13 protein-coding genes are annotated in these 15,015 nt (G+C 69.7%); 6 read left to right on the top strand and 7 right to left on the bottom strand.

Annotation, left to right across the window (positions count from 1 at the left end; all coding sequences use genetic code 11):
* Nucleotides 1–354: 354 nt before the first annotated feature.
* A complete protein-coding gene (locus tag AB6V29_RS13850) occupies nt 355–1,479 on the bottom strand; it encodes an AI-2E family transporter (RefSeq protein WP_369359358.1) in 1,125 nt (374 codons plus the stop codon).
* 80 nt (nt 1,480–1,559) lie between these two features.
* On the opposite strand from AB6V29_RS13850, the gene AB6V29_RS13845 reads away from it, so the two are divergent.
* From AB6V29_RS13845 to AB6V29_RS13830, 4 genes are all read left to right on the top strand, one after another.
* Entirely contained in the window at nt 1,560–1,865 is a 306-nt protein-coding gene (locus tag AB6V29_RS13845; protein WP_210075684.1) for a chorismate mutase, read from the top strand.
* Between the two features lie 385 nt (nt 1,866–2,250).
* Nucleotides 2,251–3,570 carry a glycine betaine/L-proline ABC transporter ATP-binding protein gene (locus tag AB6V29_RS13840; RefSeq protein ID WP_267788926.1) on the top strand — a complete coding sequence of 440 codons (1,320 nt, stop codon included), beginning with the start codon at nt 2,251–2,253 and terminating at the stop codon, nt 3,568–3,570.
* Entirely contained in the window at nt 3,570–4,574 is a 1,005-nt protein-coding gene (locus AB6V29_RS13835) for an ABC transporter permease (RefSeq protein ID WP_369359356.1), read from the top strand. Before AB6V29_RS13840 ends, AB6V29_RS13835 begins: the two co-directional genes overlap by 1 nt.
* Nucleotides 4,575–4,711: 137 nt before the next feature.
* The gene (locus tag AB6V29_RS13830; RefSeq protein ID WP_369359354.1) at nt 4,712–5,617 is read left to right on the top strand and encodes a glycine betaine ABC transporter substrate-binding protein; all 906 of its coding nucleotides are present in this window, start codon (nt 4,712–4,714) and stop codon (nt 5,615–5,617) included.
* Between the two features lie 118 nt (nt 5,618–5,735).
* Here AB6V29_RS13830 and AB6V29_RS13825 read toward each other — a convergent pair whose 3' ends face one another.
* Nucleotides 5,736–6,467 carry a YqjF family protein gene (locus AB6V29_RS13825; protein ID WP_369359352.1) on the bottom strand — a complete coding sequence of 244 codons (732 nt, stop codon included), beginning with the start codon at nt 6,465–6,467 and terminating at the stop codon, nt 5,736–5,738.
* 47 nt (nt 6,468–6,514) lie between these two features.
* Between AB6V29_RS13825 and AB6V29_RS13820 the strand changes: the two genes are divergently transcribed.
* Nucleotides 6,515–6,775 carry a DUF3253 domain-containing protein gene (locus tag AB6V29_RS13820; protein ID WP_267788931.1) on the top strand — a complete coding sequence of 87 codons (261 nt, stop codon included), beginning with the start codon at nt 6,515–6,517 and terminating at the stop codon, nt 6,773–6,775.
* A 138-nt stretch (nt 6,776–6,913) separates the two neighbouring features.
* Here the strand turns inward: AB6V29_RS13820 and AB6V29_RS13815 are convergent, their stop codons facing one another.
* The 4 genes from AB6V29_RS13815 to purL form a co-directional block, all read right to left on the bottom strand.
* On the bottom strand, nt 6,914–7,645 hold the full coding sequence (locus tag AB6V29_RS13815; RefSeq protein ID WP_369359350.1) for a hypothetical protein: 732 nt from the start codon (nt 7,643–7,645) through the stop codon (nt 6,914–6,916).
* Between the two features lie 33 nt (nt 7,646–7,678).
* Nucleotides 7,679–8,671, bottom strand: coding sequence for a hypothetical protein (locus AB6V29_RS13810; protein WP_369359348.1), 993 nt, complete (start codon nt 8,669–8,671; stop codon nt 7,679–7,681).
* A gap of 156 nt (nt 8,672–8,827) precedes the next feature.
* Nucleotides 8,828–8,962: a hypothetical protein gene (locus tag AB6V29_RS13805; protein ID WP_369359346.1), complete on the bottom strand. Its 135-nt coding sequence runs from the start codon at nt 8,960–8,962 to the stop codon at nt 8,828–8,830.
* Between the two features lie 42 nt (nt 8,963–9,004).
* Nucleotides 9,005–11,344 (bottom strand): phosphoribosylformylglycinamidine synthase subunit PurL, encoded by a 2,340-nt coding sequence (gene purL, locus AB6V29_RS13800; protein WP_369359344.1) that lies wholly within the window; start codon nt 11,342–11,344, stop codon nt 9,005–9,007.
* Nucleotides 11,345–11,567: 223 nt separating this feature from the next.
* Between purL and AB6V29_RS13795 the strand changes: the two genes are divergently transcribed.
* Complete coding sequence (locus AB6V29_RS13795; RefSeq protein ID WP_267788938.1) at nt 11,568–12,563, top strand: glycerate kinase; 996 nt, start codon at nt 11,568–11,570, stop codon at nt 12,561–12,563.
* A 123-nt stretch (nt 12,564–12,686) separates the two neighbouring features.
* On the opposite strand, the gene AB6V29_RS13790 is transcribed toward AB6V29_RS13795, so the two are convergent.
* Nucleotides 12,687–15,011, bottom strand: a complete 2,325-nt coding sequence (locus AB6V29_RS13790; protein ID WP_369359342.1) for an FdhF/YdeP family oxidoreductase — start codon at nt 15,009–15,011, stop codon at nt 12,687–12,689.
* Nucleotides 15,012–15,015: the final 4 nt, after the last annotated feature.

Here is a 15,015-nt window from a genome sequence, read left to right as displayed (position 1 = left end):
AGGACAGCGTGTTTCTGCGCGCGGAGAGCGTTTCTGCGTGGGGGAGCGGCGCCGCTGGGCGGCACTGCCCGGCATCCGGGTCGCGCCGGGTTTCGCGCCTACCGACACGCATAAACGCGATCAGCGCCCGGAAACGCGAGGACAGCGTGTTTCTGCGCGCGGAGAGCGTTTCTGCGTGGGGGAGCGGCGCCGCTGGGCGGCACTGCCCGGCATCCCGGGCGCGGCGAGGGGCCGCCGTCGGTGCCCATCACGCGCCTACGGACACGCATAAACGCGATCCGCGCTCGGAAACGCGAGGACGGCGTGTTTCTGCGCGCGGAGAGCGTTTATGCGTGGTGGCGGCGCCGCGCCGCTCTACTTCTTGGCATCCTGTCGCGGGATGACGATCTGCTTGACGATCAGCAGGACCGAGGCGGTCACGGGGATCGCCACGAGCGCTCCGAGCAAGCCGAGCAGCGTGCCACCGACGAGGGCGCCGATCACGACGAGGGCACCCGGGATCGAGATCGTTCGATTCATCACGCGGGGCGTGAGGAGATATGCCTCGATCTGCATGTACACCAGATAGACGATGGCGAAGATGAGCCCGGAGGTCGGACTGACGATGAGCGTGAAGACCGTCGCGGTCGCCCAGAACAGCACCGAGCCCACCAGCGGGATGAGCGTGATGCCGAACGCGAGCGCGGCGAGCAGCGCTGCGAAGGGCTGGCCGAGGATCGTCAGGACGATGAAGGCGAAGACCGCGTTGCACAACGCCAGCACGACCATGCCGGCGAGGTAGCCACCGACCGAGTCGGTGATCTGGCCCGTCATGTCGGCGACCGTCTCGCGGCTGCGGGCGGGGGTCAGGCGCACGAGCGAGTTCTTCATCTTCGGCAGGGATGCCAAGAAGTACAGGCTCAAGACGAGAACGATGATCGCGCCCGAGATGAAGGTGCCGATGCTCACACCGACCTGCAGGAGGCCACCGCCGATCGCGGCGATGTTGGCGGGGTTCGTGGCGAAGCCCTGCACCTCCTTGAGGACGTCACCCAGGCTGTCGCCGAAGTTGTTCTCGACCCACCGCACGGCGTCGCTGTCGATGAGGTCGTTCACGAAGGTCGGGATGTCGCCGACGAACTGCTCGATCTGGCGCACCACCGGCGGGATGAGCAACCACAGGGCGCCGGCGAGGATGACGGCAAGTCCGCCGAACACGATCACGATCGACCACGCGCGTGCGAGCCCACGGCGCACGAGGAAGCGCACGAGCGGGTCGAGGGCCAGCGCCACGAACAGGGCGATCGCGATGTAGACGAGGACCGTCGAGAGGTTCGACAGGGCGAGTCCGAGCAGGATCGCCGTCAAGCCGCCGAGGGTCAGGAAGAACCCGGCGGCATAGGGGCGTGAGAGTGCGGACCAGACCGGCTTGTCGCGCGATGTGGTGGCCCCGGCGTCTGCGCCTTCGGCGGTGGGGTCGGGGCGCGTGGATCGGCTCATGCTCACACTGTAGGACTCCCTGAGAGTCGTCCTCGGGCGCCTGCGTCGACCGGTAGGGTCGGAGCGATTGAGGAGGACACATGACCGAGGCCGATCCTTCGACGATTCTGCAGGGGCTCCGCGGCAGTATCGACAACATCGACGCCGCCCTGATCTTCCTGTTGGCGGAGCGCTTCCGCTGCACCAAGCAGGTCGGCGTCCTCAAGGCGAAGCACGGGATGCCGGCATCCGACCCCTCTCGCGAAGAGCAGCAGATCGCGCGGCTCATGCAATTGGCCGAGCAGGCCGACCTCGATCCCGCGTTCGCGGAGAAGTGGTTCAACTTCGTCGTGGCCGAGGTCATCCGTCACCACCGGTCGGCCGCGGCGCAGCCGGACGCCGACTGACGCGTCCTCCCTCGCCGCGGAGGCGCGCAGGGGGTCGGCGACACGCCCGGGCCCGCATCGCGGCGTCGGCCGTCGTGGGTGTCATCAGCGTCTCCCCCACACGCGCACGCGTGCCACAGGGCAACCGAGACCGCAAGCTCACGGGCGATTTGCCAGGGATTCCATCACCGTGAAACGTTGGTGGAGGTCCGATTTCGGACCGCCCACCAGACCAGTCCGCGGTCGCCGGTGACGACTCGGGGGAGTCGGCCCGGCGAGCGTACGGTCGGCGGCCTGAGCGTCGGATCCGATATCCGACGCTGACGTGCTCCACCCCCGGAGAGCGCCGACGGCTGCCACCCGGGCGTGACCGCTGCGGCCACCCGAGGCCGCTGAGGTGCACACAGTGACCCATCCGCCTGCCGCCGCGGCGCCCGCTCTCGCCGCCAAGAACCTCTTCAAGGTCTTCGGACGCGCCCCTCAGGCCGCCGTCGACAAGCTCCGCTCCGGCGCCCGTCGCGAAGATGTGGCCGATGACGGGACCGCCGCCGTCATCGACGCCAGCTTCGAGGTGCTCCCCGGCGAGATCTTCGTCATCATGGGTCTCTCCGGCTCCGGCAAGTCCACGATCATCCGCATGCTGAACGGCCTGCACGAGGCCACCGCCGGCACCGTCGAGGTGAAGGGCGACGCCCTCACCGGCGTCGGCGCCTCGCGCCTGCGTTCGCTTCGACGCGACCGCCTCGCGATGGTCTTCCAGCACTTCGCGCTCCTGCCGCACCGGACGGTCGCGGCGAATGTCGCGTACCCCCTCGAGCTCCGGGGCGTGGGCAAGGCCGAGCGCCTCGCGAAGGCGAACGAGATCCTCGCGCTCGTCGGCCTCGAGGGCTGGGGCGACAAGCTGCCCTCCGCTCTGTCCGGCGGGATGCAGCAGCGCGTCGGCATCGCCCGCGCTCTCGCCGCCGACACCGACATCCTGCTGATGGACGAGGCGTTCAGCGCCTTGGATCCCCTCATCCGCCGCGAGATGCAGGAGCAGCTGCTCGAGCTGCAGCGGACGCTGAAGAAGACCATCGTCTTCATCACCCATGACCTCAACGAGGCGATGTTCCTCGGTGACCGCATCGCCGTCATGCGCGACGGGCGCATCGTCCAGATCGGCACGCCCGAGGACATCCTCACCGACCCGGCGAACGACTACGTCGAGCAGTTCGTGCAGGACGTCGACCGCGCTCGCGTGCTCACCGCCGGCAACGTCATGGAGCGCCCGCGCCCCCGTGTCGATGCCTCCGCGGGCCCTCGCACGGCGCTTCGGCAGATGCGCGACGCCTACATGTCTGCCGTCTACGTCACCGATCGCGATCGCAAGCCGCTCGGCATCATCACCGACCGGGATGCCATCAAGCTCGTGCGTGCCGGCGAGAACTCGCTGCTCGGCAAGCTCAAGCCGCTGCCGCAGAGCGTCGGCGTCGACGACGTGCTGATGAACCTGTTCGTGCCGTCGGTCGAATCGCCCCTTCCCCTGGCCGTCCTCGACGCCGACGGTCGCCTCGCGGGAGTCATCCCGCGCGTGACGCTGCTCGCCGCTCTCGGCCCCGGTCCCACCGCCACCGAGGAGATCACCGTGCTGCCCCAGCCCCTTCCCTCCGCCGAGATCGACGCGGCGCTCGACGGGACCCCCGTCGATGCCGGGGTCACGGCATCCGAGACCGAGGAGGTGCGCTGATGGATGGTTTCCGCATTCCGGTCGGCTCATGGGTGGATGCCGGTGTGGACTGGGTCCGCGACAACCTCTCGGGCCTGTTCGACGTCGTCGCCCTCATCGTGCGCTTCCTCGTCGGCGGGCTCAGCGACGTGCTGCTTGCCGCTCCCATCGTCGTGGTCATCATCGTCGCGGCGGCCCTCGCGTGGCTCCTGCGCTCGTGGAAGCTCGCTCTCGGGACCGTGATCGGCTTCGCCCTGATCCTCGCGATGGGCCAGTGGGTCACGGCGATGCAGACGCTGGCGCTCGTTCTCGTGGCCACTATCGTGGCCGTGGCGATCTCGGTGCCGTTGGGGATCTGGTCGGCACGCAACGCCACCGTCCGCGCGGTGCTCAAGCCGATCCTCGACTTCATGCAGACGATGCCCGCCTTCGTCTACCTGATCCCGGCGATCACGTTCTTCAGCATCGGTGTCGTACCCGGCGTGGTCTCCACCGTCATCTTCGCTCTGCCCCCGGGTGTGCGTCTGACCGAGCTCGGCATCCGCGGGGTCGACTCCGAGACCGTCGAGGCGGGACACGCGTTCGGGGCCACCCCCGGGCAGATCCTCCGCGGCATCCAGCTCCCGCTCGCGATGCCCACGATCATGGCGGGCGTCAACCAGGTCATCATGCTCGCGCTGTCGATGGCGGTCGTGGCCGGCATCGTCGGGGCCGACGGCCTGGGTAAAGAGGTCGTGCAGTCGATCTCGACGGTCAACCTGCCCAAGGGCGTCGAGGCGGGCCTGAGCGTCGTCGTCCTCGCCGTGTACCTCGACCGGCTCACCGCGGCCCTCGGCAACCGGGCCGACAACCGCGGTTCGTTGCTGGGCGTGCTGGGTCGGCGCCGGGCCGCGCGTTCCGCCGCGGCCGTCGCCGCCGGAGCCACTGCGGCGTCGCACGTCGACACCAGCTCGGCGGATGCTGCGAGCGAGGCCGAGCGCGAGAAGGCCTCGCCGCGTCGCGCGCCGGTGTCGTCGGGGCGCTGAGTCCCGGCATCCCTCCCTCGTTCTCCGGCGCGAGGGGTCGATTTCCGTCGCACAGGCGAGCTCTCGGCGACAGCGAACGACCCCTCACCCGGGGAAGCACCCACGGAATCACATACGAAACGGAAGAGAACACAGCAATGAACAAGCGACACCTCACCTCTGCTCTCGCCCTCGGCGCCGCGGGCGCCCTGCTGCTCGGCGGCTGCGCCAGCGGGAACATGGCCGAAGGCGGCTCGGGCGACGGCGGAGAGAAGGGCACGATCACGCTCGGCTTCCTGCCCTCGTGGACCGACGGTCTCAGCACGGCGTACCTGCTGGAAGACCAGCTCGGCAAGCTCGGCTACAAGGTCGAGATGCAGACCCTCACCGAGGCGGGCCCGCTCTACACCGGTCTCGCCCAGGGCGACGTCGACATCTATCCGTCGGCTTGGCCCGAACTCACGCACAAGTCGTACATGGACCGCTATGGCGACAAGATCGAGGACCTCGGCGCGTACTACGACAACGCCAAGCTCACGATCGCGGTGCCGAGCTACGTCGACATCGACTCGATCGACCAGCTCAAGGGCAACGCCGCGCGCTTCGACGGCCGCATCTACGGCATCGAGCCGGGTGCCGGCCTCACCACCCAAACGCAGGAGACCATGCTTCCCGGCTACGGTCTCGACGGCGAGTTCGAGCTGGTGACGTCCTCCACCGCGGCGATGCTCACCGAGCTCGACAACGCGATCGCGGCGAAGAAGGACATCGCCGTGACGCTGTGGCGTCCGTTCTGGGCCAACGACGCCTACGACGTCAAGGACCTCGAAGATCCGCAGGGCCTCATGGGCGAACCCGAGGCCCTCCACTTCCTCGGCACGTCGGGCTTCGAAGCGAAGTACCCGGATGCCGCTGAGTTGATCAAGGGCATCCAGCTCGACGACGAGCAGTACGGCTCGCTCGAAGACCTCGTGGTCAACGAGTACGGCGAGGGCCGCGAGGCCGAGGCCGTGGACGCCTGGCTCGAGAAGAACCCCTCGGCGTTCTCGACGCAGCGCGACTGACCTCTCGCTCCACGACGCCCCCTTCGCCCTCGAGGTGAAGGGGGCGTCGTCGTGGGGCACGGGCAGTCGGTGCCGCAAACCCGTGAGGAGTCGTCGGAGGGGCCCGTTGGCCGCGGGTTCACCCGATCGCGTGAGCTCTCGTGAAACGCGTGATGAAGCCGGGGTGGTCGGCGGGCATCGCCAGCACCGAATCGGGCGTGCGTCCAGCGAGCTGGGGAAAGCCGGAATCGGCGACGAGGTCGTCGTCGAGCACGTCGAGCTCGGCGCTGACGAGCGGCCAGGGCTCGTGCGCGTTCGCGGCCCAGATCGTGCGGCCGAGGTGTCGCTCGTGGAAGCCCCAGCGGGCGGTGAGGAAACGCGACAAGGGGGTGTCGACCGTGTCCGTGCCGAGGGTCGCCCGCACCCGGGTCGCCGGATGCCGTGCCCCGTGGCGCCGAGACCGGAACTCGATGCGCGAGTCCTCGGTGCGCACCCCCGTCCGGGCCCAGCGGTACGGCAGGCCGAACAGGGCGCGCGCGGCGAGGACGGGAGCGAGGTGCTCGGCCTCGAGTGTGCGGAACACGACCCCGCGGCGGCCGTGATCGTCGACGGCGTAGGTGCGGACGTTGATCTCGGTGAAGGTCCCGAGAAGCGGCACCGGCGGCAGCGGGAGGAACCGGAACTCGCTCAGCACGAACGGCACGAGACCCACCCACGCGGAACCGTCGTGCACGTCGGGGCGGGTACCCGGCGGCAGGAGCGGGGCGACCTCGGCCGGATCGATGCGCCAGTGCACGAAGACGGCGCGGTTCCAGCGCTGCGCGATGACGGCGCGTCCGGGCAGGTCGGGGGAGTGGCGCTCGGTGATCACCGGGTCATTCTGGCCCTGCCGCCCCGGCGCGGAGGGACACTGGACAGATGGCCCCGTCATCTGGTGCAGATCCTCGGCTCGTGGCATCCATCCGCGAACTGCTCGCGGCGCGCGACGCTAGCAAGACGATCTGCCCGTCGGAGGCCGCCCGCGCGGTCGGCGGCGACGACTGGCGCGACCTCATGCAGCCCGCACGCGATGCGGCGCGTGAGTTGGTGGGGCTCGGCGAGGTCGAGGTGACGCAGCGGGGTGAGGTCGTCGACGTGACCACGGCGCGGGGTCCGGTGCGGATCCGTCGCGCACGCTGACGGCGTCTGTGCTCCGGGTGGGGCTCGTGCGACGGTCTGGCCCGAGCACGCGGAGACGGGTGCTCTGAGCGTCGTGGAGGAGGGAATCTCCACCGGAATCGGATGCCAGCGGGCGCGGCATCCGATTCTGCGGGGCGATCAGCCTGCGGAGCCGGGCGCTGTCGCCGCCGGGGGCGCGGTCGCTCCGCGCGGGAGTTCGAGGGCGACCTTCTTCTCGAGTACGTCCACGGCCTCGTCGGACAGAAGGATCAGCCCGTCGAGCTCCTCGCGGACGCGCTTGTAGGCGAGCTGGCGTTCGTTGGGCGTGGCGGCCTGGTCGGTGGCGACCGTGAGCAGCTGCTTGGCGGTATCGAGGCGTTTGCGCTCGTCGGGGGTGAAGGCGGCGTCCTTCACGCGGCGCGCGTCGCGCTCGGCCACGTCGAAAGCCACCTCGTAGTCGGTGACGGCGTCGCGGTACTCGCGCAGCTGTGCTGCCGAGAGGGTCTCGCCCTCAGTCGGACGAAGTTTGTCGGCGACCTTCTTGGCGCGCAGGAACGCGGCCGTCAGCGGCTGGCGACCGTCGCTCATCGCGGGGTAGCTGATGAGCTTCGTCGCGTCGAGCTCGTACTCGAGCCAGCGGTGGGTGACGGCGTCCTGCGCCGCGACGACACGCTGCTGTCCGTCGGAGGGCGCCGGGAGAGCGACGCTGCCCGTGGGCGCGGGGGCGGCCGAGCCGCCCTGTGCGCGGATGAGTTCGAGCTGCTCGCGGTGGCGGCGTCGGGCGGTGACTTCGCGGTGTTTCACGCGCGCGTTGACGGCTCCCATCGTCATCCCGAACACGGGGAAGGCCAGCCACCAGTAGTGGCTGAGGAAGTTCAACAGCTCCGTCACAGCGTCATGCTACGCCCGTCGTCCCAGCGGTTCTCAGGAAGGGGGCGTCGGCGGCCGATCACGTGCGGGAGGCGGCCACACCGGGCCGTTCCGCGGCGCAGGGCCACCGGCATCCGGTGCCTTCTTCTGCGCGCGTCTGGCGCCGCGTTCGTTCCAATTGCGGGCGGCCGCGCGACCCATCGACTCCATCGAGCGGGCGAGGGCGCGCTGGGCCGTCTCAGCCAGATCGGATGCCACGCGGCTCCACGCGTCGTTCCCCTCGGCGTTCGGCTGCTCGCGGTCACCGCGGCGGGCGGCGCGCTCGGCGCGGTCGAAAGCGTGAGCCGTGCGGCGCACGGCGTCGCGGTAGGCGAGGAAGTCGGCCGGCTCGAGACGCGTCTGGACCGAGGCGGGACGCAGCCACTGCGCCTTCTCGTGCGCGCGCAGGAAGTCGGCGAGCAGGGGAGAGCGGGAGTCGCTCATCTGCGGGTAGCCGATGGCGAGGCCGGGGTCGGTCTCGTACGCCATCCATCGAGCGAGGATCGCGTCGTGTTCGGCCAGCAGACGAGCGACGGGAAGCGGGGCACTGCCCGAGCGGATCGCCGGGAGCATCGCCTTCGCGGCTTTCACACCGGCGCGACGGGCGCGCACCTCGGCCAACGCGGCCCGCAGGTCGCGCTGCGCATCGGTCAGGCGGCCGCGGGCCGCAGAGACAGCATCGGCGGAGGCCCGGGATGCCGCCCGCTCGGCCTGGGCGCGAACGACCTCGGCGTCGGCGACCTTCACGTCGACGCGACCCCGGGTGACGGCGTGGCGCGCGACCTGGAGGTCGAGCACGGCGGCGTCGAGTTCGAGGCGGCGCGCGGCGGTCTTGCCGAGGGGGCGCGTGGACCAGGCGCGGACCGCCCGGTCGGTCGTGGTCGTCGACCCCGAGGCAAGCGCATGACGGCGGGAACGACGCACGCCGAGCCAGCCGACGGTGCCCGCACCGGCCGCCGCGGGGCCGATCCACCACCAGTCGACCAGAAGGGCCATCAGCGGTTCCACAGTGCCCATGCTATGCCGGGCCTCCGACAGCGGGCTGGGCGTCGTGCCGGAATGCGCAGCGCGAGGCCCAGCTCGCCGACGGGTGAGAGTCGTTTCGTATCGCCCGGGATCGCTCCAGGCCCCACCAAAGGCACCTCGCGCGGGGGCGGTACGGCCTCAGCCGAGGATGAGCGAGATCACCGTCGCACCGCCGCCGGTGAGGATCAGCGCGCCGATCACGATCCACGCGGTGATCTTGACGCGCTTCTGACGCTGGTCGCTGAACACGGTCATGTCGTCGTCATCGGTCATCGCGCATCTCCTCTCGAGGTGCCGGGGCGGGGGCGGGAGGCCTCAGGCCACCGGCTCCGAGACGGTCGGGCCGAAGACGGCGGGCAGCGTCTCGGTCGACAGGCGGCGCAGCTCCGACACGGGGACGGTGAAGACGTCCTGGATCTCGAGGGATGCCTCGGTGCCCGGCTCGACGTCGGTCACGCCGATGCGCAGCACCGGGTAGCCGCGGCCGTCGCACAGGCCCCGGAACTTCACGTCTTCCTCGCGTGGGACGCTGACCAGCACGCGGCCGGTCGACTCGCTGAACAGGGCTGCGGTGGCATCCACGCCGTCACGTTCCATGAGCTCGGTGAGCCACACGCGTGCGCCGACGCCGAAGCGCATGACGCCCTCGGCGAGGGCCTGCGCGAGGCCGCCCGAAGACAGGTCGTGTGCGCTGGAGACGAGCGACTGGGAGCCCGCTGCCTGCAGCAGTTCGGCGAGCTTGCGCTCCTGTGCCAGATCGACCTTCGGCGGGCGTCCGCCGAGGTGGTCGTGGATCGTGCCGGCCCACTGCGAACCGTCGAGCTCATCGGCGGTGACACCCAGCAGGTAGAGGTTCTCGCCGGCGTCCTGCCAGCCGCTCGGGATGCGCGCGGCGACGTCGTCGATGATGCCGAGGACGCCGACCACGGGGGTCGGGTGGATGGGCTGGTCACCGGTCTGGTTGTAGAACGAGACGTTGCCGCCCGTGACCGGGATGCCGAGCTCGAGGCAGCCGTCGCTCAGACCCTCGACGGCCTGGCTGAACTGCCACATGACCTCGGGGTTCTCGGGGCTGCCGAAGTTGAGGCAGTCGGTGACGGCGGTGGGCACAGCTCCCGTGACGGCGACGTTGCGGTACGCCTCGGCCAGCGCCAGCTTCGCACCGTTGTACGGATCGAGCTGGTTGTAGCGGCCGTTGCAGTCGGTGGCGATCGCGAAGCCGAGGCCGGTCTCTTCGTCGACGCGGATCATGCCGGCGTCGTCGGGGAAGCTCAGCGCCGTGTTGCCCAGCACGTAGTAGTCGTACTGGTTTGTGATCCACGAGGTGTCGGCGAGGTTGGGGCTCGCCACCAAGGTCGTGAACTGGTCGCGAAGGGTCTCGGCATCCGTCGCCCGTGAGAGCTTCGCGGCGGAATCTGCCTGCAGGGCGTCGATCCAGGTGGGGTAGGCGACCGGGCGCTCGTAGACGGGGCCATCGACCGCGACGGTCGAGGGGTCGACGTCGACGATGCGCTCGCCGTACCAGTCGATGACGAGGCGGCCGTCGCCGGTGACCTCGCCGAGAACACTGGTCTCGACGTCCCACTTGCCGACGACGGCGAGGAACGCGTCGAGCTTCTCAGGCGCGACGATCGCCATCATGCGCTCCTGCGACTCCGACATGAGGATCTCTTCGGGAGTCAGCGAGGGGTCGCGCAGCAGCACCTTCGAGAGTTCGACCTTCATGCCGCTGTCGCCGTTGGCGGCCAGCTCGCTCGTCGCGCACGAGATGCCCGCGGCACCGAGGTCTTGAATGGCCTCGACCAGGTCGTCGCGGTAGAGCTCGAGGCAGCACTCGATGAGCACCTTCTCGGCGAACGGGTCGCCCACCTGCACCGCGGGACGCTTGGTGGGTCCGCCGTCGGCAAAGGTGTCGGATGCCAGGATGCTGGCGCCGCCGATGCCGTCGCCGCCGGTGCGGGCACCGAACAGCACGACCTTGTTGCCGACGCCGGTGGCGTTGGCGAGCTTGATGTCTTCGTGGCGCATGACGCCGACCGCGAGGGCGTTGACGAGCGGGTTGCCCTGGTAGACGGCGTCGAACACCGTCTCGCCGCCGATGTTGGGCAGGCCGAGGCAGTTGCCGTAGAACGAGATACCGCTGGTCACGCCGTGCACGACGCGCGGGGTGTCGGGGTGGTCGATGGCGCCGAAGCGCAGCTGGTCCATGACGGCGACGGGGCGCGCGCCCATCGAGATGATGTCGCGGACGATGCCGCCCACGCCGGTGGCCGCACCCTGGAAGGGCTCGATGTAGCTGGGGTGGTTGTGCGACTCGACCTTGAAGGTGACCGCCCAGCCGTCACCCACGTCGACCACGCCGGCGTTCTGGCCCATGCCGACCATGAGGCGCGTCTTCATCTCGTCGCTGACCTTCTGGCCGAACTGACGGAGATAGATCTTGCTCGACTTGTAGGAGCAGTGCTCGCTCCACATGACCGAGTACATCGCCAGCTCGCCACTGGTGGGCCGGCGGCCGAGGATCTCGCGGATCTGGGCGTACTCGTCGCTCTTGAGACCGAGGGCGCCGTACGGCTGCTCTTTCTCGGGCGTGGCGATCGCGTTCTCAACCGTATCGGCGAGGGCGGTACGGGCGGCGGGGTTCGGGGTGGTCACGCGGCTGAGCTCCAAGATCGCAGGGGCCGGACGGGAGTCAGTCTAGTTGGGTCCACCGACATGCCCGGGGTCGACGGCAGCCGGGGGCATAACCTCAGCGATCCGCGGAAAGTCAGCCGGGTTCCCCGCATTCGGGCTGAGGATGTGCGGATCGCCGAGGTGTGGAGGTGGCTCGGGCAAGATAGACGGGGCTGCACCGTCCGCAGTCAGCGGAGGAAAGACCATGCGCATCGTCATCGCCCCCGACAAGTTCAAGGGCACGCTGACTGCGCGTGAGGCGGCGGATGCCATGGCCCTGGCCGTGCGCGAGCGGTGGCCCGGCGCCGAGATCGCGATCGTGCCGATGGCCGACGGCGGAGACGGCACTCTCGACGCCCTGGGCGGGGCGAACGTCTCCGACAAGGTGACCGGACCGCTCGGCGAACCCGTGCGTGCCGCCTGGCGGCTCGACGGCCGAGCCGCCGTGATCGAGTCGGCGGCGGCATCCGGGCTCGTCCTCGCCGGGGGAGCGGAGGCCAACGACTCCTGGGGCGCGACGACACGGGGCGTCGGCGAGCTCATCAGGCTCGCCCTCGACTCGGGGTCGATTCGGATCGTGGTGGGGACCGGCGGTGTCGCCGCGACCGACGGCGGCCGCGGCGCGATCGAGGCGCTGGGCGACCACGTGCCGTTCGCTCCCGGGCAGGTGACGGTGCTCACCGACACGACCACGACGTTCGTCCACGCGGCCAAGGTGTTCGGTCCGCAGAAGGGCGCCGACGCGGCACTCGTCGAGCGCCTGACGGAGCGATTGCGGGCGGATGCCGCGGACTGGGCCGAGCGCTTCGGACTGGACGTTTCGATCGTGCCGAGGTCGGGGGCCGCCGGTGGTCTGTCGGGTGCTCTGCTCGCGGCCGGTGCAGAGGTCGTCGACGGTGCGGCCTACGTCGCGCAGGCGCTCGAGCTGAGCGAAGCGCTCGCCGAGTCGGATCTCGCCCTCACCGGGGAGGGCACGTTCGACGCGACGAGCATCGCAGGCAAGGGGCCGGGGCACGTGCTCTCGGTCGCCGCGCGCCACCGGGTGCCGGCCATCGTCATCGCGGGGGTCGTCGCCGCGGATGCCGCCGGCTCGCGGGTCTTCTCAATGAGCGAGGTCGTCGGCGCCGAGCACGCCCTCACCGACCCTGCCGACGCACTGCGCGTCACGACGACGCAAGCCCTCTGGCAACTCGACCTCTGAGTCGTCGCTGCGGGCCCGCGACCCGGTGGTCCCGGTAGCGGATCGACGCGTCTGCGTCGTAGGCCACTGCCGAAACCGGATGACTCTCGGGCACCGCTCCGATTCTGTCGAGCGAACCCCGCGTCAGCCTCCGGTCTTCGCGATCCGCACCCGGATGTCTTTCATCAGCGGCTGGTCGCTCTGACGGCTGTAGTCGTCCGGGCCGAGCAGCACGTTCAACTCGGGGAAGTACCCGGCGGCGCTGCCGCGCGGGGTGTCGTACTCCAGCGCGCGGAACGCCGTCACACTGCGGACCGAGCCGTCGCGAGAGGTGGCGACGATGTCGACGAGGTCGCCCTCGGCGATGCCGCGCTTCTTCATGTCGCGTCGGTTCATGAACACCAGTTCACGGATGTTGCGGACGCCCCGGTAGCGATCGTCGGCCGAGTAGATGGTGGTGTTCCACTGGTCGTGCGAGCGCATGGTCTGCAGCACCAGCACATCGGCCTCTTCGGGGATGACATTGGGCAGCTCGGCATCCGAGAACTCCGCCTTGCCGGACGGCGTCTGGAAGTCGCGCTCGCGAGCCGGCTGGGGGATTCGGAAGCCGTAGTGCTGGCGCACGAGCTCGTTGAACCCCTCGAACCCGGGCAGGACTTTGGCCATCGTGTCGCGGATGCGGTCGTAGTCGCCGACGTACCACTCCCACGGCGTCGCCGAATCGGGCATGGTCGCTCGCGCGATGCGCGCGATGATCTCGGGCTCACTCAGCAGGTGCGGCGACGCGGGCTTGCGGGACCCGAGCGAGAGCATGACGGAGCTCATGGCGTCTTCGGTCGAGATCGACTGGGGCCCCGTCTCTTGCTCGTCGCGCTCGGTGCGGCCGAGGCACGGGAGGATCAGCGCCTTCTTGCCGTGCGTGAGGTGGCTGCGGTTGAGCTTGGTGCTCACGTGCGCGGTCAACTCGCACCGACTCATGCCCTCGGCGGTGAGCGTGGTGTCGGGAGCGGCGCGGACGAAGTTGCCGCCCATGCCGAGGAAGACCTTGAGGTCGCCGCGGTGCAGAGCCGCCACCGTGTGCACCGTGTCGAGGCCGGGCTCGCGGGGTGAGGTGATGCCGCACACCTCGTCGAGCTTGGCGAGCCAGTCCTCGGTGGGCTTGTGGTTGATGCCGCACGTGCGGTTGCCCTGCACATTGCTGTGGCCGCGCACGGGGGAGGGACCGGTGCCCTTGCGGCCGACGTTGCCGCGCAGCAGGAGGAGGTTGACGATCTCGCGCACGGTGTCGACGCCGTGCTGGTGTTGGCTCACGCCCAGGCACCAGCTGATGACACAGGCCCTCGAGGCGAGGTAGACGTCGGCGGCTGCGCGGATCTCGGCCTCCGTCAGACCGGCCTGCTCGACCAGTTCGTCCCAGCTCGTCGCCTCGACGAGTGCGCGGTAGGCATCGAGCCCGGTCGTGTACTGATCGAGGAACGCCTGGTCGAGGGCGGTGGGGTCGGTCTCGGACGCCTCGAACACGACCTTGGCCATGCCGCGGATCAGCGCGAGGTCGCCGCCCGGGCGCACCTGAAGGTTCATCGTGCTGGTCGGTGTGCTGTGGAACGTCGCCATGTCGACGATCTCGTGCGGAACGATCGTGCGGGTGCCGGCGACCTCGCGCAGCGGATTGACGTGCACGATCTGCGCGCCGCGGTCGATCGCCTCGGCGAGGCTCGTGAGCATGCGCGGGGCGTTCGAGGCGGCGTTCACGCCGAGGATGAACAGTGCGTCAGCGTTCTCCCAGTCCTCGAGGTCGGCGGTGCCCTTGCCCGTGGCGAGGGATGCCGTGAGCCCGCGGCCAGACCCCTCGTGGCACATGTTCGAGCAGTCGGGGAGGTTGTTCGTGCCCAGTTCGCGCGCGAACAGCTGGTAGAGGAAGGACGCCTCGTTGCTCAGGCGGCCGGAGGTGTAGAACGCGGCCTGGTCGGGGGAGTCCAGTGCGGTGATCTCGTGGGCGATCATGCGGAACGCGTCGTTCCACGAGATGGGCACATAGTGGTCGGTCTCGGCGTCGTAGACCATGGGGCCGACGAGGCGACCGGCGTCCTCGAGCTCGAAGTCGCTCCACTGCGACAGCTCGCTCACCGAGTGCTCGGCGAAGAACTCCTTGCCGACGCGCTTATGGGTCATCTCCCACGTGACGTGCTTGATGCCGTTCTCGCAGATGTCGAGAGTGACGCCCTTGTCGTCGGGCCACGCGCACCCGGGGCAGTCGAAGCCGCTCTTGGGGTGGTTCATGGTGAACATGGCCTTGGTGCCGGCGACCGGCTGGCGCTGTTCGAGCAGCACCTTGCCGACGGTCAGCGCCGCGCCCCAGCCGGCCGCGGGGTGCTCGTAGGGACCGGTGCTCGACCACTCGCCGTCGATGCGCGGGCCGAGGCCGCCCTGGCGCGGTTCCTCGGTCATCAGTCCGAACGATTCACCCATGTTC

Source organism: Microbacterium sp. 20-116 (genome assembly GCF_041079415.1).
Classification (GTDB): Bacteria; Actinomycetota; Actinomycetes; order Actinomycetales; family Microbacteriaceae; genus Microbacterium.
The sequence above is the reverse complement of the archived record's forward strand: the minus strand, read 5'-3'. Positions and strand labels throughout refer to the sequence as shown.

Excerpts from the sequence above, each read along its gene's own strand:
- AB6V29_RS13795 (WP_267788938.1), top strand. The coding sequence starts at position 11,568 with ATGCGCATCGTCATCGCCCCCGACAAGTTCAAGGGCACGCTGACTGCG.
- AB6V29_RS13850 (WP_369359358.1), bottom strand. The coding sequence starts at position 1,479 with ATGAGCCGATCCACGCGCCCCGACCCCACCGCCGAAGGCGCAGACGCC.
- AB6V29_RS13805 (WP_369359346.1), bottom strand. The coding sequence starts at position 8,962 with ATGACCGATGACGACGACATGACCGTGTTCAGCGACCAGCGTCAGAAG.
- AB6V29_RS13820 (WP_267788931.1), top strand. The coding sequence starts at position 6,515 with ATGGCCCCGTCATCTGGTGCAGATCCTCGGCTCGTGGCATCCATCCGC.
- AB6V29_RS13830 (WP_369359354.1), top strand. The coding sequence starts at position 4,712 with ATGAACAAGCGACACCTCACCTCTGCTCTCGCCCTCGGCGCCGCGGGC.
- AB6V29_RS13790 (WP_369359342.1), bottom strand. The coding sequence starts at position 15,011 with ATGGGTGAATCGTTCGGACTGATGACCGAGGAACCGCGCCAGGGCGGC.
- AB6V29_RS13845 (WP_210075684.1), top strand. The coding sequence starts at position 1,560 with ATGACCGAGGCCGATCCTTCGACGATTCTGCAGGGGCTCCGCGGCAGT.
- AB6V29_RS13835 (WP_369359356.1), top strand. The coding sequence starts at position 3,570 with ATGGATGGTTTCCGCATTCCGGTCGGCTCATGGGTGGATGCCGGTGTG.